Annotated in this window: 24 protein-coding genes; 14 read left to right on the forward strand and 10 right to left on the reverse strand. The window is 37.0% G+C overall.

The window, feature by feature from the left end; all coding sequences use genetic code 11:
• The first annotated feature begins 148 nt into the window (after positions 1-148).
• The 14 genes from CYP54_RS04340 (at position 149) to CYP54_RS04405 (ending at position 12,284) form a co-directional block, all read left to right on the forward strand.
• Positions 149-433: an NADH-quinone oxidoreductase subunit I gene (locus CYP54_RS04340; RefSeq protein WP_021091598.1), complete on the forward strand. Its 285-nt coding sequence runs from the start codon at positions 149-151 to the stop codon at positions 431-433.
• 108 nt (positions 434-541) lie between these two features.
• Positions 542-955, forward strand: coding sequence for a nucleoside-diphosphate kinase (gene ndk, locus CYP54_RS04345; protein ID WP_103604337.1), 414 nt, complete (start codon positions 542-544; stop codon positions 953-955).
• A gap of 16 nt (positions 956-971) precedes the next feature.
• Positions 972-1,331 (forward strand): YceD family protein, encoded by a 360-nt coding sequence (locus CYP54_RS04350; RefSeq protein WP_103604358.1) that lies wholly within the window; start codon positions 972-974, stop codon positions 1,329-1,331.
• 12 nt (positions 1,332-1,343) lie between these two features.
• A complete protein-coding gene (gene rpmF, locus CYP54_RS04355; protein ID WP_002942540.1) occupies positions 1,344-1,490 on the forward strand; it encodes a 50S ribosomal protein L32 in 147 nt (48 codons plus the stop codon).
• 3 nt (positions 1,491-1,493) lie between these two features.
• Positions 1,494-2,483 (forward strand): phosphate acyltransferase PlsX, encoded by a 990-nt coding sequence (gene plsX, locus CYP54_RS04360; protein ID WP_072594492.1) that lies wholly within the window; start codon positions 1,494-1,496, stop codon positions 2,481-2,483.
• A 3-nt stretch (positions 2,484-2,486) separates the two neighbouring features.
• Positions 2,487-3,491, forward strand: coding sequence for a beta-ketoacyl-ACP synthase III (locus tag CYP54_RS04365; RefSeq protein WP_103604338.1), 1,005 nt, complete (start codon positions 2,487-2,489; stop codon positions 3,489-3,491).
• A gap of 241 nt (positions 3,492-3,732) precedes the next feature.
• Positions 3,733-4,332 (forward strand): peroxiredoxin, encoded by a 600-nt coding sequence (locus CYP54_RS04370; RefSeq protein WP_103604339.1) that lies wholly within the window; start codon positions 3,733-3,735, stop codon positions 4,330-4,332.
• A 123-nt stretch (positions 4,333-4,455) separates the two neighbouring features.
• Positions 4,456-5,538: a PilZ domain-containing protein gene (locus CYP54_RS04375; protein WP_103604340.1), complete on the forward strand. Its 1,083-nt coding sequence runs from the start codon at positions 4,456-4,458 to the stop codon at positions 5,536-5,538.
• A gap of 8 nt (positions 5,539-5,546) precedes the next feature.
• Positions 5,547-7,835 (forward strand): ATP-binding protein, encoded by a 2,289-nt coding sequence (locus tag CYP54_RS04380; RefSeq protein WP_103604341.1) that lies wholly within the window; start codon positions 5,547-5,549, stop codon positions 7,833-7,835.
• A 59-nt stretch (positions 7,836-7,894) separates the two neighbouring features.
• On the forward strand, positions 7,895-8,506 hold the full coding sequence (gene plsY / locus CYP54_RS04385) for a glycerol-3-phosphate 1-O-acyltransferase PlsY (protein ID WP_103604342.1): 612 nt from the start codon (positions 7,895-7,897) through the stop codon (positions 8,504-8,506).
• A complete protein-coding gene (locus tag CYP54_RS04390) occupies positions 8,503-8,829 on the forward strand; it encodes a dihydroneopterin aldolase (protein WP_103604343.1) in 327 nt (108 codons plus the stop codon). Before plsY ends, CYP54_RS04390 begins: the two co-directional genes overlap by 4 nt.
• A 76-nt stretch (positions 8,830-8,905) precedes the next feature.
• Positions 8,906-9,577 carry a homeostatic response regulator transcription factor HsrA gene (gene hsrA / locus CYP54_RS04395; RefSeq protein WP_021091657.1) on the forward strand — a complete coding sequence of 224 codons (672 nt, stop codon included), beginning with the start codon at positions 8,906-8,908 and terminating at the stop codon, positions 9,575-9,577.
• A gap of 38 nt (positions 9,578-9,615) precedes the next feature.
• Positions 9,616-10,833 (forward strand): sensor histidine kinase, encoded by a 1,218-nt coding sequence (locus CYP54_RS04400; protein ID WP_181001522.1) that lies wholly within the window; start codon positions 9,616-9,618, stop codon positions 10,831-10,833.
• Positions 10,834-10,835: 2 nt separating this feature from the next.
• Complete coding sequence (locus CYP54_RS04405; protein WP_103604344.1) at positions 10,836-12,284, forward strand: Ppx/GppA phosphatase family protein; 1,449 nt, start codon at positions 10,836-10,838, stop codon at positions 12,282-12,284.
• A 60-nt stretch (positions 12,285-12,344) separates the two neighbouring features.
• On the opposite strand, the gene CYP54_RS04410 is transcribed toward CYP54_RS04405, so the two are convergent.
• The 10 genes from CYP54_RS04410 to CYP54_RS04455 form a co-directional block, all read right to left on the reverse strand.
• Entirely contained in the window at positions 12,345-13,223 is an 879-nt protein-coding gene (locus CYP54_RS04410) for an excinuclease ABC subunit A (protein ID WP_103604345.1), read from the reverse strand.
• Positions 13,220-13,537 carry a flagellar motor switch protein FliN gene (gene fliN, locus CYP54_RS04415; protein WP_021091807.1) on the reverse strand — a complete coding sequence of 106 codons (318 nt, stop codon included), beginning with the start codon at positions 13,535-13,537 and terminating at the stop codon, positions 13,220-13,222. Before fliN ends, CYP54_RS04410 begins: the two co-directional genes overlap by 4 nt.
• Positions 13,534-13,953, reverse strand: a complete 420-nt coding sequence (locus CYP54_RS04420; RefSeq protein ID WP_084041241.1) for a chemotaxis protein CheX — start codon at positions 13,951-13,953, stop codon at positions 13,534-13,536. The genes fliN and CYP54_RS04420 overlap by 4 nt, the downstream gene beginning before the upstream one ends.
• Positions 13,954-14,031: 78 nt before the next feature.
• Positions 14,032-14,781, reverse strand: coding sequence for a tryptophan synthase subunit alpha (gene trpA, locus CYP54_RS04425; RefSeq protein WP_103604346.1), 750 nt, complete (start codon positions 14,779-14,781; stop codon positions 14,032-14,034).
• Positions 14,774-15,955, reverse strand: a complete 1,182-nt coding sequence (gene trpB, locus CYP54_RS04430) for a tryptophan synthase subunit beta (protein WP_103604347.1) — start codon at positions 15,953-15,955, stop codon at positions 14,774-14,776. Before trpB ends, trpA begins: the two co-directional genes overlap by 8 nt.
• The gene (locus tag CYP54_RS04435) at positions 15,948-16,559 is read right to left on the reverse strand and encodes a phosphoribosylanthranilate isomerase (protein WP_103604348.1); all 612 of its coding nucleotides are present in this window, start codon (positions 16,557-16,559) and stop codon (positions 15,948-15,950) included. The genes trpB and CYP54_RS04435 overlap by 8 nt, the downstream gene beginning before the upstream one ends.
• Positions 16,559-18,163: an anthranilate phosphoribosyltransferase gene (gene trpD / locus CYP54_RS04440; protein WP_103604349.1), complete on the reverse strand. Its 1,605-nt coding sequence runs from the start codon at positions 18,161-18,163 to the stop codon at positions 16,559-16,561. The genes CYP54_RS04435 and trpD overlap by 1 nt, the downstream gene beginning before the upstream one ends.
• A gap of 85 nt (positions 18,164-18,248) precedes the next feature.
• On the reverse strand, positions 18,249-18,821 hold the full coding sequence (recR, locus tag CYP54_RS04445) for a recombination mediator RecR (protein WP_103604350.1): 573 nt from the start codon (positions 18,819-18,821) through the stop codon (positions 18,249-18,251).
• The gene (locus tag CYP54_RS04450; protein WP_103583079.1) at positions 18,818-20,074 is read right to left on the reverse strand and encodes an ArsS family sensor histidine kinase; all 1,257 of its coding nucleotides are present in this window, start codon (positions 20,072-20,074) and stop codon (positions 18,818-18,820) included. Before CYP54_RS04450 ends, recR begins: the two co-directional genes overlap by 4 nt.
• Entirely contained in the window at positions 20,071-20,742 is a 672-nt protein-coding gene (locus CYP54_RS04455; RefSeq protein WP_021091583.1) for a response regulator transcription factor, read from the reverse strand. Before CYP54_RS04455 ends, CYP54_RS04450 begins: the two co-directional genes overlap by 4 nt.
• Between the last annotated feature and the right edge of the window lie 112 nt (positions 20,743-20,854).

A 20,854-nucleotide genomic window follows, 5' to 3' on the forward strand; every position in this document is an offset into this window, starting at 1 on the left:
TTAATCTGTAAATTTAGTCTAAAAGTGATAAAAGATTTATAAAGTAGTTTTTCTAAAATTCAAGATCATAGTTAAATTTAAGGGCTTATTTATATCATTTTCAGCTTTTTTTGATATTCTACGCCAAATTTTAATCTAAGGAGAAAAAATGTCTGTAAAAATAACTGATATATGCATAAGCTGTGGCTCATGTATTGATGAATGCCCGGTTTCAGCTATCGTTGATGATAGCGACAACCCAACTGGAGCAGATACATATTATGTTTATTCAAATAAATGCGTTGAGTGCGTAGGCTATAACGATGAGCCAGCCTGTGCATCTGCCTGTCCAACTGACGGTTGTATCGTATGGGACGCTGTTGTAGCAGGACAACCTTCGCGCGATCAGATCGGTGCTGATGCACGTAATGGCTCTATTCCAGTTATTCAATAAATTTATATTTATAAATTTTTAGGCTCAAATTGAGCCTATTTTATTTTTAAGCTTTATTTGATATAATTGCCAACTTCAATTTAAATAACCTAGATTTAAGGAAAATTTATGCAAAGAACACTTTCTATTATTAAGCCTGATGCTGTTAAGAAAAATGTTGTTGGAAAAATTATAGATAGATTTGAAAGTAACGGCCTAAGGATCGCAGCTGCAAAGAAAATCAAGCTTAGCAAATGCGATGCAAAAGCGTTTTACGCAGTTCACAAAGATAGACCTTTTTTCAATGATTTAGTTGATTTTATGGTAAGCGGACCAGTTGTAGTTATAGTTTTAGAGGGTGAAAATGCAGTTGCTAAAAACCGCAAGCTAATGGGTGCAACTAACCCAAAAGAAGCAGCTCCTGGCACTATAAGAGCTGATTTTGCTGATAGTATTGATGCAAATGCAGTTCACGGAAGTGACAGCCTAGAAAATGCTGTGAATGAGATAAATTTCTTTTTTGCTTCAAGAGAAATTTGCTAACTTTAGGTCAAGAAAATTGATTATATCTTTTTCTAAAATAGCAAACAAAGATATAAGCTTTGAGCTAGTAGGAAATGATAATTTAGTTTTTATTGGAATTTTAAAAAGAAAAGACCCTTTTTTGGTAAAATGTCAAGGTAAGATAAAAGGGAATATAAATTATGTTTGCGATCGATGTGGTGAGTCATTTATATTACCTATCGATCAAGATGTAGAGCTAAATTTAAGTGACGGTATTTATAAAGATAGCGAAAATGAGCTTAGCGATACGATGGAATTTTTTGATGGTAATATTGATTTAAAAGAAGTCCTTGAGAGTGAGTTAGAAGCTTTTAAAAGCGATTATTTCTATTGTGAAAAATGTAAAAATTTATAAAGGAGAGTAAAAATGGCAGTACCAAAGCGAAGAGTGAGTCATTCTCGTGCAGCAAAACGTAGAACACATTATAAAGTTACACTTCCAGTGCCTGTAAAAGACAAAGATGGTTCTTGGAAAATGCCTCACCGCATAAACAAAACTACAGGTGAATATTAAAATATGATTCGCATTGCTATCGATGCTATGGGTGGTGATTTTGGTGCAGATCCTATAATATCTGGTGTTATTGATGCACTAAAAGAGACAGAATTTAAAGCTGTATTAGTCGGCGATAGCAATGTCATCAAACCACTCATTCCACAGTCTTATTTAAAAAATATCGAATTTTTAGAAGCTAGCGAAGTTATCTCAATGGCAGATGGCGCAACTGATGCGCTTAAAAGAAAAGATAGTACGATCTACAAAGCAATTGAACTCTTAAAAAACAAGGAAGTTGATGCTGTAGTTTCTGCTGGTCATAGTGGTGCAACTATGAGTTTAGCTACTCTAAGAATTGGTAGACTAAAAAATATATCTCGTCCAGCAATTGCAACACTTATGCCAAATTCAAAAGAATCTGCGACTTTGGTTTTAGATGTTGGTGCAAATGTTGATTGCAGAAGTGAGCATTTGTTTCAATTTGCCATAATGGGTGAGGCCTATGCAAAAGAAATTTTAGGTAGAAAAGAGCCAAAAGTTGGTCTTTTGTCAAATGGTGAAGAAGAGAGCAAAGGCAATGAAGTTAGCAAAGAAGCATTTAAATTAGTTTCTAGGCTTGATAGCTTTGTTGGTAATGCAGAAGGTAATCAAATTTTTGATGGTAGTATTGATGTGATGGTTTGTGATGGTTTTATGGGAAATATTCTTTTAAAAACTAGCGAAGGCGTTGCAGATGCTATAGGTAAAATTATCAAAAAACAAATTAAAAAATCACCTCTTGCTATAGCTGGCTCTGTACTCATGAGAAAAGTTTTTAAGACGCTTAAAAAGCAGGTTAGCTATGACGAATATGGCGGTGCACCACTTCTTGGCGTAAATGGTTGCGTTATCATAAGTCACGGCAAAAGTAATTCAAAAGCTATAAAAAATGCAATTTTTCAAGCAATAAAATTTGCTAATTCAAATATAAATAAAGTTATCGAAGAAGAACTTTCGCACTTTGCAAGGTAAAATATGCCAAAAGCTTCACTGATTTCTATCGCTTCTTACATTCCAGAAAAAATTCTGACAAATTTTGACTTTGAAAAAATGGTTGAAACGAGTGATGAATGGATAGTAAAGCGAACAGGTATCGAACAAAGGCATATTGCAACTAACGAAACAACAAGTGATCTTGGTACAAAGGCTGGTGAATTAGCCATAAAACGCTCAGGGCTTGATAAAGCTCAAATCGATGCAATCATCTGTGCTACGATATCTCCAGATCATCTTTGTATGCCATCTACTGCTTGCAAAATAGCTGCAAATTTGGGTTTAAACTATGGAGTTACAGCATTTGATATAAGTGCGGCTTGTACCGGTTTTATTTATCTTTTAGAGCTTGCAAATTCTCTCATTGTTAGCGGTGCCAAAAAAAACGTATTAATTATCGGAGCCGAAAAATTAAGCTCTATTGTTGACTATACAGATAGAAGCACTTGTATACTATTTGGTGATGGAGCAGGCGCGGCTGTAATTAGTAGTGGCAATGAAAATGAGATCATCGATATTCATACAGCAAGTGACGGCAAACAAGCTGAACTTTTAATAACTCCAGGATGCGGGAGTGTATTTCCAGCCAGTGAGGAAACACTAAAAAATAGACTAAATTTCATCCATATGAGTGGAAATGAAGTTTTTAAAATAGCAGTTCAAACACTTAGCAAAAGCGTAATAGAAATTTTGCATGCAAATAAAATGCAAAGCGAAGATATTGATTTTTTTATACCTCATCAAGCAAATATAAGAATAATAGATGCAGTAAAAAATAGATTAAATTTTAAAGATGAGCAATGTGTCTTGACTGTTGCTAAATATGGCAATACAAGCTCCGCTTCAATTCCGATGGCTATAAATGATGCCTATGAAGACGGTCGTATCAAAAATGGTTCAGTTTTGCTTCTTGACGCATTTGGTGGCGGTTTTACATGGGGATCAGCGATTCTAAAATTTGGCGGAAAAAATTTTAGCGATTTATAATAATTACAGTAAGTAATCTTCTAAATTTTTAGCAGCACTTTTACTAATTTCTTTCAAATGCTCTCATCACTAAAATTTTAAAAATTCAAAGTTTTTACCACTTTTAACAAGAATCCATTTTTTGTTTTTACTAATAATACTAAATTTACTAAACAAAAATTTCTAAAATATGTTTAAACTAAATTTAATTTTGAATAGATATAATTTCGCAATCAATAAAATTTATTATTAAGGAGAACAAATGTTAGTAACAAAAAAAGCACCTGATTTTACAGCTGCAGCAGTTTTAGGAAACAATCAAATTATAAATGATTTTAATCTTTATAAAAATATTGGCGAGAAAGGCGCGGTTGTATTTTTCTATCCAATGGATTTTACTTTTGTTTGCCCAAGCGAAATTATCGCATTTGACAAAAGATATGACGAGTTCAAGTCACGTGGTATCGAAGTTATCGCGGTTTCATGCGACAACCAATTCTCTCACTTTGCATGGAAAGAGACTCCAGTAAACAAAGGCGGTATTGGCAAAGTTCGTTTCCCTATCGTAGCTGACATGACAAAATCAATCGCTCGCGGATTTGACGTACTTCTAGAAGATGCTGGTGTAGCACTTCGTGGTTCATTCTTACTAGACAAAGATGGCACTGTTCGCCATGCAGTTATAAACGATCTTCCACTTGGCAGAAATATCGATGAGATGATAAGAATGGTTGATACTATGCTATTTACAAATGAGCACGGCGAAGTTTGCCCAGCTGGCTGGAATAAAGGTGATGCTGGTATGAAACCAAGCACTGAAGGTGTTGCCGACTACCTTTCACACAACGAAGGCAAACTATAATCAATAGAAATTTCTAGGTATCCTTTACCTAGAAATTTCTCTTCCAAATAAATTTAAATACTTTTTTAATATAACTTTTTATATCATAGCCTTGGCTTTAATCAACAACATTCCGGAGACTACATGGATTTTAAAGGCAAGCAAGAGCTTGTAATAAATTGCGAAGACAGCATACTTAAATTAAGAGATAAATTTATCGATGACGGTATCAAATTTTGTAGGCAGCTAACATTTATCGTGCCGCACGATCAGGTAAAAATTTGTCTTGAAAATATCTTTGATACACTGCTTATTCAAAAGCCAAATGCTACGCAGCTACAAGATGATTTAAATAATCTAATACCAAAATCAAACACAAGAGACAAATTAATCAATTTCCTACTTTTAAATTTGACTTTAAATTTTAGTCACTCTTGCGACAATAGCACCTTCGTAGGCTATTTCGTAAATGCCGTTTCAAGAATCAAAGAAATTTTATGTGGCGCCAAAGACCAGCAAGAAACAAATGTAAAAAACATGATTGAAACCGGAACATTTTTTTATGAAGATCCGATCAATACTTTCACTCGTATGAAAAAAGCCAAGGTAAGGCCTGAGCTTTTAAATTTATATGATGGATTAAATATAAAATACGAGGCTGAAATTTTAGAAGTTAAAGAAGATAGTGTCGTTTTTCGCGTGGATATGATGCAAATTTTAGCCATGAAGCAAGACGGCAAAGGTTTTATTTTGCCAAATAGCTTTTTCTCAAAGCCTTTATGCGCTGATATTGTTAATTACAATATAGTCAATAAAGGCGTCACTCTTTCAAATTTCTTACGAAATACGACGATGTACGCATATAAAAGAAAATTCCAACGTATCTTGCCAAATCGTTTCACCAAAACTATTATCAAAGGCAAGCAAGACAAGATCGAAGGTAGCCTTTATGATGTTTCTGAGGGTGGCATAAGCGTATTAAGCCCGCAAACTACAAATTTTCAAGATGGAGAAGAGCTAGAAGCGACCTTTGAAATCTTAATTGCGCCAGATAAAGTAAAAAACGTGACTTTAAAACTAAGACTTGTTACAGAGCTGGCATATAAAGGCTACATTAGATACTGTATGAAGCTTATTGATGATGATGAAACGATAAAAGATTTTACGCAAAAGCGCATAAAAGAGACACTTGACGAGCTTCGCTCACGTATAAATTTATACGAATAAGGCAGCTAGTGAAAACAATACAAGAAAATTTAAAACTTTTTTATATCGGACTAAAAGACAAAGAGCCATTTTTTTATAAAAATAAGGATCTAACCACCCACGCAGCTATCATAGGTATGACAGGTAGCGGTAAAACAGGCCTTGGTATCACGCTTTTAGAAGAGGCATGCATAGACAATATCCCTTCTATCATCATCGATCCAAAGGGCGACATCACAAATTTAGCTCTAACCTTTCCGCAGATGAGGCCGGAGGATTTTTTACCATACATAGATGAAGCAGAAGCAACCAACAAAGGTCAAAGCGTAGAGGAATTTGCCACCTCTCAAGCCGAGCTTTGGAGAAACGGCATAGAGTCGAGCTTTCAAGATCTTGAGCGAGTAAAAATTTTAAAAGAAAGCGCAAACTTTAACATCTACACACCAAAAAGCTCAGCTGGTATAGGCGTGGCGCTACTTAGTGATTTTGCCTACCAAAATATCACTGATGAAGAAATTTTTAGCAACTATATAAATTCGCTTGCAGCCTCAGTATTATCTCTTGTAGGTATAAATTCCGAGGACATGAACTCAAAAGAACAGCTACTCATCTCAACCATATTTGATACTAAATTTAAAGAGCAAAAAGACGTCACTATCGAGGAGCTCATAAATTTCATAGCAAATCCGCCGTTTAAAAAGATAGGCGTTTTTGACGTGGATACCTTCTATCCAAGCAGTGAGCGTCTAAAGCTTGCCATGAAGATAAACGCGCTCATCGCAAGCCCAAGTTTTAAAGGCTGGACTCAAGGCATTAGACTAGAAATTTCAAAGATGCTATTTGACGAAAACGGCAAAGCAAAGTGCAATATCTTTACAATCTCGCACCTAAATGACGCTGAGAGGATGTTTTTTGTCACCCTTTTGCTAAACGAGATCATCGCGTGGATGCGCGGCACCGAGGGTACAAGCTCACTTAGAGCGATCCTATATATGGACGAAATTTTTGGCTTTTTTCCGCCAAACGCAAATCCGCCGTCAAAAACGCCTATGCTCACGCTTTTAAAACAAGCCCGTGCATTTGGTTTAGGCTGCGTTTTAAGCACGCAAAACCCGGTCGATCTTGACTACAAAGGCCTTAGCAACATCGGCACTTGGTTCATCGGTCGCCTCCAGACAGCGCAAGATAAGGCTCGCGTGATCGACGGCCTAAGTGGCATCGCAGGCTCAAACTTAGACAAAGCCTCACTTGAAAATCTCATATCAAATTTAGCCAAAAGAAATTTCTTACTCAAAAATATAAACGAAGACGGCCTAAACGTTATCTCCACGCGCTGGGCACTTAGCTATCTAAAAGGCCCGCTTAGCCGCGAGCAAATTTCAAATTTAATGAAAGATAAAAAAGAAAATTTAAGCAGCCAAAGTGTAGATAAAAGCGAGATGAAATTTAGCGCAAAACCTATCATCTCAAGTGCGATCACACAGCTCTACACCAACTCAAAAAGCCTCACGCCAAATTTACTTGCAAGCGCAAAGGTGAGAATTTATGACGCCAAAAAAGGCATAGATAACATTTGCGAGGTGAGCTATCTTTATGAGCTTAGCGAAAATGACAAAGAGCCAAACTGGAGTGAGGCTAGCGAAGGTATGCACGTTGATACAAGCGAAAATGAGCCAAGCGGTGCAAGCTTTGCAGCTGTGCCAAATTTCATAACGAGCGCTAAAAATTTTGACGCTTTAGAAAAAGAATTTAAAGAGTTTTTATATAGAAATTTCAAATTTAACACCTTTGAGGCGATGGGAATTTACTCAAAAGAAAATGAGTCAAAAGAGGAGTTTTTCATAAGGCTTCAAGATAAGTGCAATGAAATTTTAGAGGAGCAAACCGAAAAACTCACGGCTAAATTTGAAAAAGAGCAAAAGAGCTTGCAAGATAAGCTAAACAAAGCCCTTGCAAAGCTTGATAAAGAGCAAAAAGAGATGACCACAAGCGGCCTTGACGCAGCTATAAATATAGGCGCAAGCATATTTGGAGCGATATTTGGCAACAAGCTCTTATCTCGCCAAAACGCCGGCAAGATCGCATCAAGTGCCAGAAGCGCAAACAAGGTCTTAAAAGAGCGAAGCGACGTCAAGCTTAGCGAGCAAAGCGTAAATGATATAAATTTGGCCATAAGCGAGCTTGAAGAGAAATTTGCACAAGAGTGCGACGCGCTAAAAGAGGCAAATGATATTAAAAACATCACGATAAATGAAACACAAATTTCGCCAAAGAAAAGCGACATCTATGACGAAAAAGTCGTGCTTTTGTGGAGATGATTTATAAAAAAATTAGTATTTTTTTACTATCATTTCTCTTTAAATTTAAAAGGTAAAATATGCAAAATTTAATACTTTATGCCGTTAGCTACCTGCTTGGCAGCATCCCATCAGGGCTCATACTAGCAAAAATTTTTGGCCATGTTGATATAAAAAAAGAGGGCAGCAAAAGCATAGGTGCGACAAATGTTTTAAGGGTTTTAAAGCAAAAAGATCCAAAACTAGCCAAGAAACTAGCCATTTTAACGATAGTTTGTGATGTGTTAAAAGGCGTTTTACCACTCATGGTCGCCTCTTCTCTTGGTGCAAGCCAAAGTGTGCTTTGGACTATGGCGGTTTTAAGTGTGGCTGGACATTGTTTTTCTATATTCTTAGGATTTCAGGGCGGCAAAGGAGTCGCAACTGGAGCTGGAGTGATCGCGTTTTTCTTACCAGTTGAGATTATTATTGCTCTAGCTGTTTGGTTTTTGGTCGGTAAATTTTTAAAAATTAGCTCTCTTGCTTCACTTTGTGCATTGACAGCTCTCATAGCATCAAGCTTTATAATCCACCCAGAACTAGATGAAATTTACACACACGCTCCGATACTAATCATCGCATTTTTGGTGGTTTATAAACACATACCAAATATCGTTCGTTTAATATCCGGTAAGGAGAAAAAAGTCGTATGAAAAGCGAGATGATGACGATCATTAAAGATTATAAATTTGAAACGATCATCGGAATGCTTGATTTTGAGCGAGTCACTAAGCAAGAGGTGCAAATGAATCTAGAAATTTGCTCAACCAGTTTTATTGATTATGTTTTAATTATTGACTTTGTTAAAAATTTTTATAATGAAAGACAGTTTCAAAGCGTTGAAGAGTCGCTTGAAAAAACCAGCAAAGCGTTAAAAGAGAAATTTGGCTCACTAACTAGCCTTAAAATGGAAATTTTAAAAACTGAAATTTTACCAAACGCAGTTGTTGGAGCAAAAATAAACACTATTTTTTAAAAATTTATTAAACTATCTTGAAATATTGCTTAATTTATGATACAATCGCCCATAAATTTTAGTTTAAGGAAGCAAAATGCGTATTTTAATAGTTGAAGATGAAGTGACGCTAAATAAGACGATTGCTGAGGGCTTGCAGGAGTTTGGCTATCAAACTGATAGCTCTGAAAATTTTAAAGATGCTGAGTACTATATAGGTATCAGAAATTACGATCTAGTTTTGACTGATTGGATGCTCCAAGATGGCGATGGCATAGATCTTATAAACATCATCAAACATAAATCTCCACGCACTTCAGTTGTAGTTCTTTCTGCAAAAGATGACAAAGAAAGCGAAATAAAAGCACTTAGAGCTGGTGCTGATGACTATATCAAAAAACCATTTGATTTTGACATCTTAGTAGCTAGACTTGAAGCAAGACTACGCTTTGGCGGCACAAATATTATAAAAATAGATGAGCTCATCATCAATCCAGATGAGGAGAAAATCACATATTTAGGTCGTGATATTGAGCTTAAGGGCAAACCTTTTGAAGTCCTAACTCATCTTGCAAGACACTCAGATCAGATCGTATCTAAAGAGCAACTGCTTGATGCTATCTGGGAAGAGCCAGAGCTTGTAACTCCAAACGTCATTGAAGTCGCTATCAACCAAATCCGCCAAAAAATGGATAAACCACTAAATATTTCAACAATTGAAACTGTTAGAAGACGCGGATATAGATTTTGTTTTCCCAAAAAAGCCTAAGGAATAGATTTATACTACAATTAGCATCTGGTGCTATGATGCTAATTGTAGTTATTTCGGTAATGCTTTATCACTATATAAGGGTTACCGTTTTTCAAAGTGTAGTTAATGAGCTAAACTATCAAGCCGAAGCTTATAAAAAAAATCCTCAGAATTTCAATCCTTTAAATTCAAAAACATTTACGATAGAAAATCCAAACAAAACCCTAGCAACGATAAAAGCAGACGAGCCACAAGATAAAGAAACATATATCGTAACGCAAAAATCAAAGGATCAAAGTAAAACTTTTTTAATAACAAAACTCGATGAAAGTAGTTATTTAAGCCTAGAAAAAGATACTACTCTTCAAGCTCATATAGTAGAAGAAATTTTTATAGATATTATAATCGTAAATGTATCAGCGATACTTTTGGTGCTTTTTTATGCACTATTTTTATCAAGAATGCTTTTAATACCTATAAAAATTTTAAGTCACAAGCTTACAAATTTAGACGAAAAATTTCTTCATGAGATCGATATAAAAAGTCTACCAGATGAGTTTTTACCACTTGGGCAGAGCATAAACAGGCTAATCTCTCGAATCCAAACATTTGTCTTATACCAAAAAGAACTTTTTGTAGGCGTGGCACATGAGTTAAAAACACCGTTGGCTGTAATGAAAACAAAAAATGAAGTTACGCTTTTAAAGCCACGCGAGAGTGAAAAATATATCGAGGCTCTAAAATCAAATAATGAAGCTATAAACGGCATGAACGCGATGATAAGTTCTGTGCTTGAGATCGGTCGTCAAGAGGGGGCCCAGTTTGAAGAGCCAGTAAATACCGATGTTATAGGATTTTTAAAAAAACTTGCAAAAAACTATGAGATACTTGCGAAAAATGATGAAAAAAATATAAAACTAGACCTAAAACCAGAAATTTTAAATCTAAAAATACAAACTAGCTTGCTAACACACATTGTGCAAAATTTTGTTCAAAATGCCATTAAATTTTCACCAAAAAATAGCACCATTACGATTAGCTCTAAGCTTATAAAAAATAAATTTATCGTCGAAGTAATAGATGAAGGAATAGGCATAGATGAGAGCAAAGATTTATTTGCCCCATTTAAAAGATATGGCGACAAAGGTGGTGCTGGACTTGGGTTGTTTCTAGCTAAAGGTGCGGCACAGGCTCTTGGTGGCGAAGTAGACATTAAAAATAGAAACGATAGAAGCGGTGCAGTCGCAAGCCTAGTTTTAAATATAAAAGGATAAAAATGGCAAAGAGAACCGCAGTAATCGACCTTGGCTCAAATTCTATGCGAATGGCGATATTTGAGAGAACGTCACGCTTAGCATTTTTTATACTAGCTGAATATAAAACAAAGGTTCGCCTAGGTGAAGGCGGATATGGCTCAAACAATGAAATATCCGAAAGCTCAATGGAAAAAGCGCTAAAGGCTTTTAGAGAATTTTCAAATATCATAAAAAGCTACAAATGCAATAAAGTCTTATGTGTTGGTACTTCAGCGCTTAGGGACGCTCCAAACGCAAATGTTCTGATCTCTCTTTTAAGAAAAAAACTTGGCATAAATTTAAAAGTCATAGACGGCAAAGAAGAGGCTACTTTTGGTGCGATCGCAGCCAAAAATTTACTCCATAATATCGATGAATGCGTCACTATCGATATCGGTGGCGGATCAACTGAACTTGCCAGAATAAGCAAAGGCAAAATAATAGATACGCTCTCACTTGACATTGGCACAGTTAGGTTAAAAGAGCTTTTTTTTGATAAAAAAAACTTAAATAAATTGCCAAAATTTTTAGAACAAGTTACAAAACAGATAGATGAGCGATTTAAATGCCAAAATATAATCGCTATTGGAGGCTCTCTTAGAGCGATATCATCTGCCATAATGAGCAAAAATTTATATCCGCTCTCTTCACTGCACGGCTTTTGCTACAAGCTTAGCGACGAGCAAGCCTACATCGAGAGCATCGCAAACGTTAGCGTGCTTGAACTAAATAAATTTCCTATTAAAAAAGATAGATATGACACCATTAGAGAGGGTGCACATATCTTTTTAGCCCTCGCCAAAGCTCTAAATGCCAAAAATATTATAACAAGCGGGGTTGGTGTAAGAGAGGGAGTGTTCTTAAAAGATTTTTTACGCCCTAGCCTTAAATTTCCGCAAAATTTTAATCCGAGTATCAAAAGTTTGCAAGATCGTTTTATATTATCATGCAATAAATCAGTCATAAGGTATGCAAAAGATATATTTATAGTATTAAAAAAACTTCACGGTCTAAGCGATAACTATCTTGAAGCGCTTTTAGTTGCTGCAAAACTTCACAATGTCGGTCAAGAGATTGGCTTTTATGGCGATCATAAAAACTCAGCCTATATAGTCTTAAATGCCTTAAATTATGGCTTTTCGCATGAACAAAAAGCATTGATTGCAGTAGTAATTGGCACAAACGGAAAGAAAAATATATATGAATTTGAGCGATATAAAAATTTACTTCCAAAAGCCGAGTGTATAAGATGGCTAAGTTTTATACTCTCACTAGCAAAGGCACTTGATCTAACCTGTGAAAGGCTGAATTTAAACTTCGAATTTAGTGGGCATACGCTAAAAATAGAAGGCACAAAAGAATTTGCTATGGCAAAAGAAGAGATAAAAAAGATCACAAAGCCTGAAATTTTTGCTATTACGTTTGTATAAATTTTGAAACTGGCTTTAACGCATAAAATTTAAATTGGATGAGAATTTTAGCTAAAACTACTAAAATTCTCCGCTCATTTTATCTTTATAGTTACTTAAACTATTTTTTCGCTCTTCTAAAAATGAGCTTAGTTTTTTCTTGTTCTCTTCAAAAAATATAGCAAAATCTTGCTCATTTTGTATCTTGTCTTCACCAAAGCTATCAAGCATTACATTTGAGCTACCGACTATCACTAAATAACGTCTATTCTCATAGCTTAATAGCATTAGTTTATTCGTGCGATCAAGATATTTTTCATATATTATATTGACGTTACTATTTTGATTTTTAAGTAGCCAGTTCATTGATTTTGTATCATTTTGAGACTGATTTCTAGGTGTTTTAAACCCGCCAAAATCATTACTCTTTGAAGTAATATATCTTTTAAATACATATAAAAACACAAGAAGTGCAATAAGCACACTTAAGACTATAAAATACCTTGAGTCTATATTCAGCATAGGCTCTTCATCTGCCTTTGGAGTGCTAGGGGTTTCTATTTTTGCACTAGCTTGAAGCATATTTTGTATTTGAGGTTTTGCATTTTTTAAAGTTACACGAATGCGGAGCCCAAAACTATCAGTCGTCTTTGAAGCATTTACGATAATAGCATCATTTGAGCGCAAATTTAAGACAAGTGAGTTTTGCTTTGGCTCAATATCTAGCTCTTGAATAATCTTTGAGTTTATATCTTTGCTGGCACTTTGATCGTAATTTAGCGAATTTAATATCAAAGATGTTGTGTCTTTTTCTCGCTTTTGAAAGATATTTCCTTCATAAGGTGCATCAAAGCTAAGCATAATATCGACTCTATCAGCACGTTCATAGATATTGTAAGTTAATAGGTTTGAAGCTAAAATTTGAGTTGCAAAAAGTAAGAAAAATAGTATAAATTTCATAAAAGTTCTTTTTTGAAGTACTGAATAACTGACTTTGAATCCAAAATTTCATTTATCCTGATGGCTAAATTTTTCTCATAAACCATTACTTCACCTTTTCCAAAAATTCTATTATTTATATATAGCTCCACACTCTCACCAGCCGGCTTTTCAAGGTCTATGACCGAGCCAGCTTCAAATTTCAAAAGCTCATTTATACTAACTGTGGTAGTTCCTAGCTCAGCTATAAAATCAACACTTATATCCATAAGCTCATCATAGCTCTTAAAAAGCCCTAGCTGCTCTAGTGTCTCTATCGCACTCTCGTCGTTCATTGTATGTCGTAGCCTATTTGAAATGTTCTATTTTTTATCTTATATACAAATTTCTCTTTTAGTTTGATGCCAAAATTTTCAACTTCGCCTAAAAATTCAGGCGTTCCAAGCTTATAAGCATTTGGCTCTTTTTCGTTTAGTAAATTTTTAGCTTTGCCAATGATTTGATTTGCTATCTCTTTACAAAGATCGTCTAGATCACCACCATCAACATCTTCGTGACCAAAAAAGGCATTCATGAAAATTTTCAAAGTATCTTTTTTAAAAAATAGGTAAAAATGATACTCGCTTTTGCCCTTATAGACTGGTATGCTAGCTCCGTAAAATCCTTTACCTAGACTCTTGCCAAACTCTAAATCTAACCCTAAAGTATCCTTGCAAAGATAGCTTGTAGCTTCATCTATAACTTTTCTCATATCTCTTCCTTAAGACTTGAAATGCATTTTCAATTATACTTTGGCTTTACTAAATTAGCTATAAATTTATTAAGCATTTTAAAAGAGTTTATCTATCTCTTTTACTAGCTTTTCACCGCTAAAATCGGCACAAAGCTTAACTATTTGCGTGCCTATTATCGCTCCGTCAGCATACTTTTTTACTTCATTAACATCATATGTATTTTTAATACCAAAGCCCACAGCTACTGGTAGATCGCTCTTTTTCTTAAGCTCTAGAACTAAATTTTTTATCCTATCTTCATCAGCCCTTTTTGAACCACTAACGCCGATTGCGCCAAGAGCGTAGATAAATCCTGAGCCAAATTTTAAAATTCCATCCGCCCTACTTCCAGAAGTGACACTGATAAGTGGCACGAGGCATAAATTTAGCTCCTTGCACTTTAGAGCAAATTCCTCGCACTCCTCGCAAGGCAGATCCGGAACGATAAAGCCGCTAACTCCAGCCTCAACTGATCTTTTTAGAAATTTATCAACACCGTAAGCAAAGATAATGTTGTAATAAACTAGAAAAACAAGAGGCTTTGTCACTTTTGCCTTGCAACTCTCAAGCATGTCAAAGACAACGTCGGTATTTACGCCGTTTTGCACCGTCTCAAAGCTAGCTTGCGCGATGAGTTTTCCATCAGTTAGCGGGTCAGAGTAAGGGATGCCGATCTCGACTAAATCAAGCGTGCTCTCATCTAAATTTTCTAAAAATTCCTTTGTTTTTTCTAGGCTTGGATATCCAGCTACGATGTAGCCAATGTTTGCCTTTTTACCGCTAAATGCACTTTTTATCTTATCCATAAATTTTTCCTTTTTCGTAGCCGATAACTGTGTTTATGTCCTTATCGCCCCTGCCTGAGACGTTTACGACGATGACACTTTTTTTATCAAGTTTTGGGCAAAGCTTTTCTAGATACGCCAGTGCGTGTGCGCTTTCGATGGCTGGGATGATGCCCTCCATCTTGCTTAGAAAATACAAGGCATTTATGCACTCATCGTCAGTTACAGCTTCGTATTTTACCCTTTTGATGTCGTTTAGATGGGCGTGCTCTGGGCCGATGCCTGGGTAGTCAAGACCAGCTGAGATGCTATGCACTGGTGAGATCATACCGTATTCATCTTGCAAGACAGTCGTTTTCATGCCGTGGATAATGCCGATTTTGCCTTTGCTAAGCGTAGCTGCGTGATAAGGTGTCTCTATACCAAGACCGCCAGCTTCGATACCTACTAAATTTACACTCTCATCGTCCAAAAATGCACTAAAAATTCCAATAGCATTACTACCTCCACCAACGCAGGCGATAACGTAGTCAGCCTTTTTGCCGTAGTCTGCAAGCTGAGCTTTGGCCTCTGTGCCAATCACGCTTTGGAAGTCGCGCACGATCTTTGGATACGGATGCGGGCCAACGGCTGAGCCAATGACGTAAAATGCGCTCTCTATCTCGTTTACCCACGCTTGTATGGCGGCCGTAGTCGCCTCTTTTAGCGTTTTTAGGCCGTCTTCTACACTAACCACCTTTGCGCCAAGAAGCTGCATGCGAAAGGCATTTAGCTGCTGTCTAGCCACGTCTGTTGCGCCCATATACACATCACACTCTAAGCCCAAAAGTGCTGCTGCAGTCGCTGTTGCCACGCCGTGCTGACCAGCTCCAGTCTCAGCTAAAATTTTCTTTTTACCCATTTTTTTAGCAAGCAGTGCTTGAGCTAGGGCGTTATTTATCTTATGCGCGCCCGTGTGGTTTAGATCCTCTCTTTTTAGGTAAATTTCATGTCCGTAGTACTCGCTCAGGCGCTTTGCAAAAAAGAGCGGACTAGGCCTGCCAACGTAGTTTTTAAGCAGATCATCAAGCTCGTCTTTAAACTCTTTTGTTTTTGCGATGCTAGCATAGGCGCTTTCCAACTCATCAAGGGCAAACATCACCGTCTCAGGCACGAACTGCCCGCCAAATTTTCCAAAATATGCTTTACTATTCATCTTCTACCTCACCTATGATCTTTAAAATTCTCTCTATCTTTTGCGCGTCTTTTATGCCGTTTTCGTCCTCGACTTTTGAGTTGATATCAACTAGATATGGTCTAAATTTGAGTGCTTCTTTTATGTTGTGCTCGCCTATGCCCCCAGCCATGCCAAATTTAAATTTGACCTCTTTTAAAATTTCCCACTCAAAGCTTGTACCATTTCCACCAGCATTTTCGCCCTTGCAGTCAAAAAGCGCCATGTCAAAATGCTTAAAATCAACCTCTGGCAAGCTATCTTTCACGCTAAAAACCTGCCAAATCTCAAGCCCCATATCTTTTAAATTTGCATGCAAATTTTCACTGACTGCTCCGTGTACCTGAGCCACGTCAAGCCCTGTAAACTGGCAAATTTCCATTATCTCGCACTCACTTTGCTCAGCAAAAACGCCAACTACTTTTTTGCCCTTACTGTGAGCAAATTTCGCTATCTGCCTAGCTAAATTTAGCTCGACCTTTCTTTTACTTTTAGCAAATATTAGCCCTATGTAATGGGCTCCAAGCTCGCAAACCGCGCTTGCTTCATCTAGTGTTTTGATACCACAAATTTTAACTAGCACCATTACGCTTGCGCCTTTATAAACTCTTCATAAAATTTATACGCCCTGCCACTTTTTATCACTTCAAGCACCATATTTTTAGCCTCATCTAGGCTCTTAGCGCCGTCTGCTGCATAAAGCGCAAACATCGCGTTAAAGACCACGATGTCAAATTTTGCCCCCTGCTCCTCGCCTTTTAGCGTGCGGATCAATGTTTTGGCGTTTTCTTCAGGCGTGCCGCCCTCGATGTCGCTGTGAAGCGCTCTTTTAAAGCCAAACTGCTCTGGCGTGATGCTGTACTCAAAAATTTCGCCATTTTTTAGCTCTACAACGCTCGTTTCACTACAAAGCGTGATCTCGTCTAGTCCGTCATCACCTCGAACGACTAGAGCATGCTTTCTGCCAAGGATTTTAAGCGTCTGGGCGTAGAGTTTTAGCACTGGCTTGTGATAGACGCCAACTAGCTGGTTTGTAAGATTTAAATTTGGATTTAAAAGTGGTCCAAGCACGTTAAATACGGTCCTTATGCCAAGTCTTTGGCGCACTTCTCTTACCTCGCCAACTAGCGGATGGAAAAATGGCGCATGAAAAAAGGCTAAATTTTTATTTGCTAAATTTTCACGCTGTTTTGCCAGTGATTTTTCACTTTTTACACCTAAAATTTCAAGCACATCAGAGCTGCCTGACTTACTTGAGACGGCCTTGTTACCGTGTTTTGCTACCTTTACACCAAGACTTGCAAGGATAAATGCCACAGTTGTTGAGATATTTATCGTCTTAAAGCCATCGCCTCCTGTGCCGCAAAGATCGATCATAGGCGTATCGTCGCGGTAAGTTTGCGAGTACTTTAGGATATTTTTCGCAAGCGCAGCAAGGCTTTTTGGATAGAGGCTCTTTTCGCTAATGAGCACCAAAAGGGCTGAAAGCTGTACGATCTCGTACTCTTTGCTGGCTATTATCTCGCAAATTTGCTCAAAGTCGCTATCATCAAGTGGGATGCTCTCTTGAAGCTTGATAAGATATGGTTTAAGAGAGCGAATTTTTGGCTCTTTAACCTCATCTTTTGCCTTATAATTTACAAAATTTTCAACGATCTTTTTGCCGTATTGCGTAAAGTAGCTCTCAGGGTGAAACTGAATGCCAAAGATCGGCTTATCTTTAACGCTAAGTGCCATAACTACGCCATCATCGCTCACCGCATCAGCGCTTAAGCTAGCTGGGAGCTCATCGACATAAAGCGAGTGGTAGCGCATAACCTCAAAGCGCTCAGGCAGCCCTGCAAAGAGCGGCTCTTTGTTTTTCACGTCAATAAACGAGGTTTTGCCGTGTAGTGGATCATCTAGTCTTTTTATCTTTGCGCCAAAACTAAGTCCTATAGCTTGGTGTCCGAGGCAAATTCCAAGCACCGGCACGCCAAGGTCGGCTTTTAGAATTTCTAAACAAACTCCGCTATCTTTTGGGTGCTTTGGCCCTGGGCTTAAAATGATCTTGCTTGGGTTTAGTTTTTTGATCTCGTCAACCGTGATCTTGTCATTTCTAACACATCTAACCTCTTCATCTGTAAGCTCTTTTACATACTGTTCAACATTAAAAACAAAACTATCGTAATTATCTATGAGTAAAATCAACCTATATCCTTTAAATTTAGCAGCCGTTGAGCCTTAGCTAAATTTCTATAAATTTAGGCAAAATTATAACTAAAAGAAAGTTTAATTAGGCTTTTGTACGGCTTTCGTAGGCTTTTAAAAGTGAAAGCATGTCAACGTTTTCTAAATTTACACCAGTTGGCACGCCCTGAGCGATCTTACTAAATGAAATTTCACTCATGGCAAGCTTGTCCTCGACGTAAAGCATAAGCGCGTCAGAATTTAATCCCGGCGTAAAGGCAAAAACGACCTCTTTTGAGCCATTTTGTTTGATAGCATTTCGCATCCTCTCTATGGCATCCTCGTCGATCTCGTCAAGCACGAAGTAAAGGCCATTATAGATGCCATTTTGCTCAAAAACTAAGATATCTTTTGGGCTCTCAACCAGCAAGATGACCTCACTGTCTCTGCTCTCGTCGCTACAAATATCACAAATTTCATTTTCACTTAGCCCACCGCAACGCTCACAACGTTTGATAAATCTCACCGCATCTTCGATATTTTGGGCAAGTCTTAGCCCTGTAAAGCTATCTTGCATGCAGACAAAATAGGCAAACCTTGCGGCTGATTTTTTACCAACACCAGGGAGCTTAGCAAAAGACTCGGTTAGCTCGTTAAATTTTTCTAAGCCTCTTTTCATGCTCGCTTCGCCTTTGATCTAAGTAAAATTTTAAATACATGATAGCCATCCTCGTAGTCGTAGGCAAGCTCAAATTTTTGCATCTGACAAATTTGCTCAATGATATAAAGTCCAAGCCCCATACCGCTTCCCGCACTCACCTTATCACCGCGCACAAAAGCTTGTTTGTAGTAGTCAATCGGATGATTTAGCTTTTTGCCTAAATTTTTAACCGCTATAAATTCGCTATCGCAGATCAAAATAGCCTTTTTATCCTCTGCGTATTTTAGGGCATTGTCTATCAAATTTTTAATCGCTAAACTAAAAAGCTGAAAATCCACTCTTAATATGACGTCATCTCTGATATCACAGCTCACTCGCTCTTCAAATTTATCAAGCATGAGCATATCTTGCACTTGCTCTAAAATGAGCGAGAAATGACACTCTTGATAGTTTAGTGCGTAGCTTTTAGAAAGGAGCTGCTCGACCTTGCTAAATTCATTTATCAGCATCTCAAGGCGCTCAAACACATTGATGAGCCTCATTTTTTGAGTCTCATTTGCGACCATTTCAGAGACGATCCTGCCTTTGCCAATCGGAGTCTTTAGCTCATGCATGATCGCACGTAAAAATAGCTGCCTTGAGCGGATAAGCTCTCTTATCTTGCAAACGGCGTTATCAAACTCAACCGCGACCTGTCCGATCTCATCTTGCTCGTTTTCATTTAGCCTAGCCGTCATCGCCATTTCCATATTTCCACTGGCAAATTTTCTGATATCTTTACTAAGCCTTCTAAGCGGCGAAAGACTTCTAAGAACAGAAACATAAAGTGAGATGAGAAGGGCTGAAACTATCAAAAATGCGACCCAAAGTGGATCATTTACGTGTCTTGCGTCGTTACTTTCAAGAAGCAGCTGAAAAGACGGATTTTTAATAAGCAAATACAAATCGCCTTTATAATTAACCGATTGCACCACTCCAAGAGGCGTGTGCTGTGTAAAAACAACAGTCCCATTTGTAGCTATTGAAGTAGCTAAATTTTTATTTCCAACATACTCTAAGTAAAAATTTTTAAAATAATGTTCTAAATCTCTTGGAGGATTTCCGCGTTCATAGAGTGCGACAAGATAGTTCATCGCACTTATTTGTCTATCCTTTAGTTTTTCTAAAGCGCTTTCTTGCTGAATGTTTGCAAAAGTTACAAAGAGCAAGCACATCAGCGAGAAAGCTATGGCAAAGATAATAGTTATCTTCGTAGTTATGGAATATTTCATCCGATAAGCTTATATCCTATGCCTCTTACTGAAAATATATGTTTTGGGGCTTTTGAGCTATCACCGATTTTTGATCTAAGGCGTCCGATAATAACATCTAAGCTCTTTGAATCTTTATCTTTTAGGCTTTTGCAGTTATAAACTAGCTGTTCGCGTGATACTGAAAAGCTGTGTTGCTTAATGAGATAAGTTAAAATTTCATACTCAGCTGGAGTAAGCGCTAAAGGCTCGTTATTAAAGTAAATTTCGTGACGTTTATCATCGATCCTAAATGCGCTATCAACGACCTCTTCTTGTACTTCATTTGTCTTTTTGTATCTTCTTATAAGACTTGTGATACGAGCATACATCTCTTTTGGATCGTATGGTTTTGGCAAATAATCATCAGCTCCTAGCTGAAGACCAACAACCTTGTCGCTAATATCGCTTCTGGCTGAACTTATGATGATAGGAATGTCATATTTTTGGCGAATTTCTTTACAAACCTCAAGCCCATCAATACCCGGCAAAGTAAGATCAAGTATTAGCAAATCATAGTTTTTTATTCCAGCACTAAGCCCTAAATAAGGATCTTCAAAATTCGTAACTTTTATATTAAAACTATCAAGATATTCAGATAAAATTTGCGCAAATTCTGGATCGTCTTCTATCATTAAAACATTAACCATGAATTATCCTTTTTATTAAAAATGTAGAGATTATACGGCAAAAATGTAAATTCTTTTTTAAATTTAAACTTTTTTGGGTAAAATCCCATATTTAAAATAAGCTTAATTAACA

Origin of the sequence: Campylobacter concisus (assembly GCF_002914005.1) — a bacterium.
GTDB lineage: Bacteria > Campylobacterota > Campylobacteria > Campylobacterales > Campylobacteraceae > Campylobacter_A > Campylobacter_A concisus_N.

Coding starts and splice junctions, on each gene's coding strand:
- CYP54_RS04340 (WP_021091598.1), top strand. CDS start 149: ATGTCTGTAAAAATAACTGATATATGCATAAGCTGTGGCTCATGTATT.
- ndk (WP_103604337.1), top strand. CDS start 542: ATGCAAAGAACACTTTCTATTATTAAGCCTGATGCTGTTAAGAAAAAT.
- rpmF (WP_002942540.1), top strand. CDS start 1,344: ATGGCAGTACCAAAGCGAAGAGTGAGTCATTCTCGTGCAGCAAAACGT.
- plsX (WP_072594492.1), top strand. CDS start 1,494: ATGATTCGCATTGCTATCGATGCTATGGGTGGTGATTTTGGTGCAGAT.
- CYP54_RS04365 (WP_103604338.1), top strand. CDS start 2,487: ATGCCAAAAGCTTCACTGATTTCTATCGCTTCTTACATTCCAGAAAAA.
- CYP54_RS04370 (WP_103604339.1), top strand. CDS start 3,733: ATGTTAGTAACAAAAAAAGCACCTGATTTTACAGCTGCAGCAGTTTTA.
- CYP54_RS04375 (WP_103604340.1), top strand. CDS start 4,456: ATGGATTTTAAAGGCAAGCAAGAGCTTGTAATAAATTGCGAAGACAGC.
- plsY (WP_103604342.1), top strand. CDS start 7,895: ATGCAAAATTTAATACTTTATGCCGTTAGCTACCTGCTTGGCAGCATC.
- CYP54_RS04390 (WP_103604343.1), top strand. CDS start 8,503: ATGAAAAGCGAGATGATGACGATCATTAAAGATTATAAATTTGAAACG.
- hsrA (WP_021091657.1), top strand. CDS start 8,906: ATGCGTATTTTAATAGTTGAAGATGAAGTGACGCTAAATAAGACGATT.
- CYP54_RS04400 (WP_181001522.1), top strand. CDS start 9,616: ATGCTAATTGTAGTTATTTCGGTAATGCTTTATCACTATATAAGGGTT.
- CYP54_RS04405 (WP_103604344.1), top strand. CDS start 10,836: ATGGCAAAGAGAACCGCAGTAATCGACCTTGGCTCAAATTCTATGCGA.
- CYP54_RS04410 (WP_103604345.1), bottom strand. CDS start 13,223: ATGAAATTTATACTATTTTTCTTACTTTTTGCAACTCAAATTTTAGCT.
- fliN (WP_021091807.1), bottom strand. CDS start 13,537: ATGAACGACGAGAGTGCGATAGAGACACTAGAGCAGCTAGGGCTTTTT.
- CYP54_RS04420 (WP_084041241.1), bottom strand. CDS start 13,953: ATGAGAAAAGTTATAGATGAAGCTACAAGCTATCTTTGCAAGGATACT.
- trpA (WP_103604346.1), bottom strand. CDS start 14,781: ATGGATAAGATAAAAAGTGCATTTAGCGGTAAAAAGGCAAACATTGGC.
- trpB (WP_103604347.1), bottom strand. CDS start 15,955: ATGAATAGTAAAGCATATTTTGGAAAATTTGGCGGGCAGTTCGTGCCT.
- CYP54_RS04435 (WP_103604348.1), bottom strand. CDS start 16,559: ATGGTGCTAGTTAAAATTTGTGGTATCAAAACACTAGATGAAGCAAGC.
- recR (WP_103604350.1), bottom strand. CDS start 18,821: ATGAAAAGAGGCTTAGAAAAATTTAACGAGCTAACCGAGTCTTTTGCT.
- CYP54_RS04450 (WP_103583079.1), bottom strand. CDS start 20,074: ATGAAATATTCCATAACTACGAAGATAACTATTATCTTTGCCATAGCT.
- CYP54_RS04455 (WP_021091583.1), bottom strand. CDS start 20,742: ATGGTTAATGTTTTAATGATAGAAGACGATCCAGAATTTGCGCAAATT.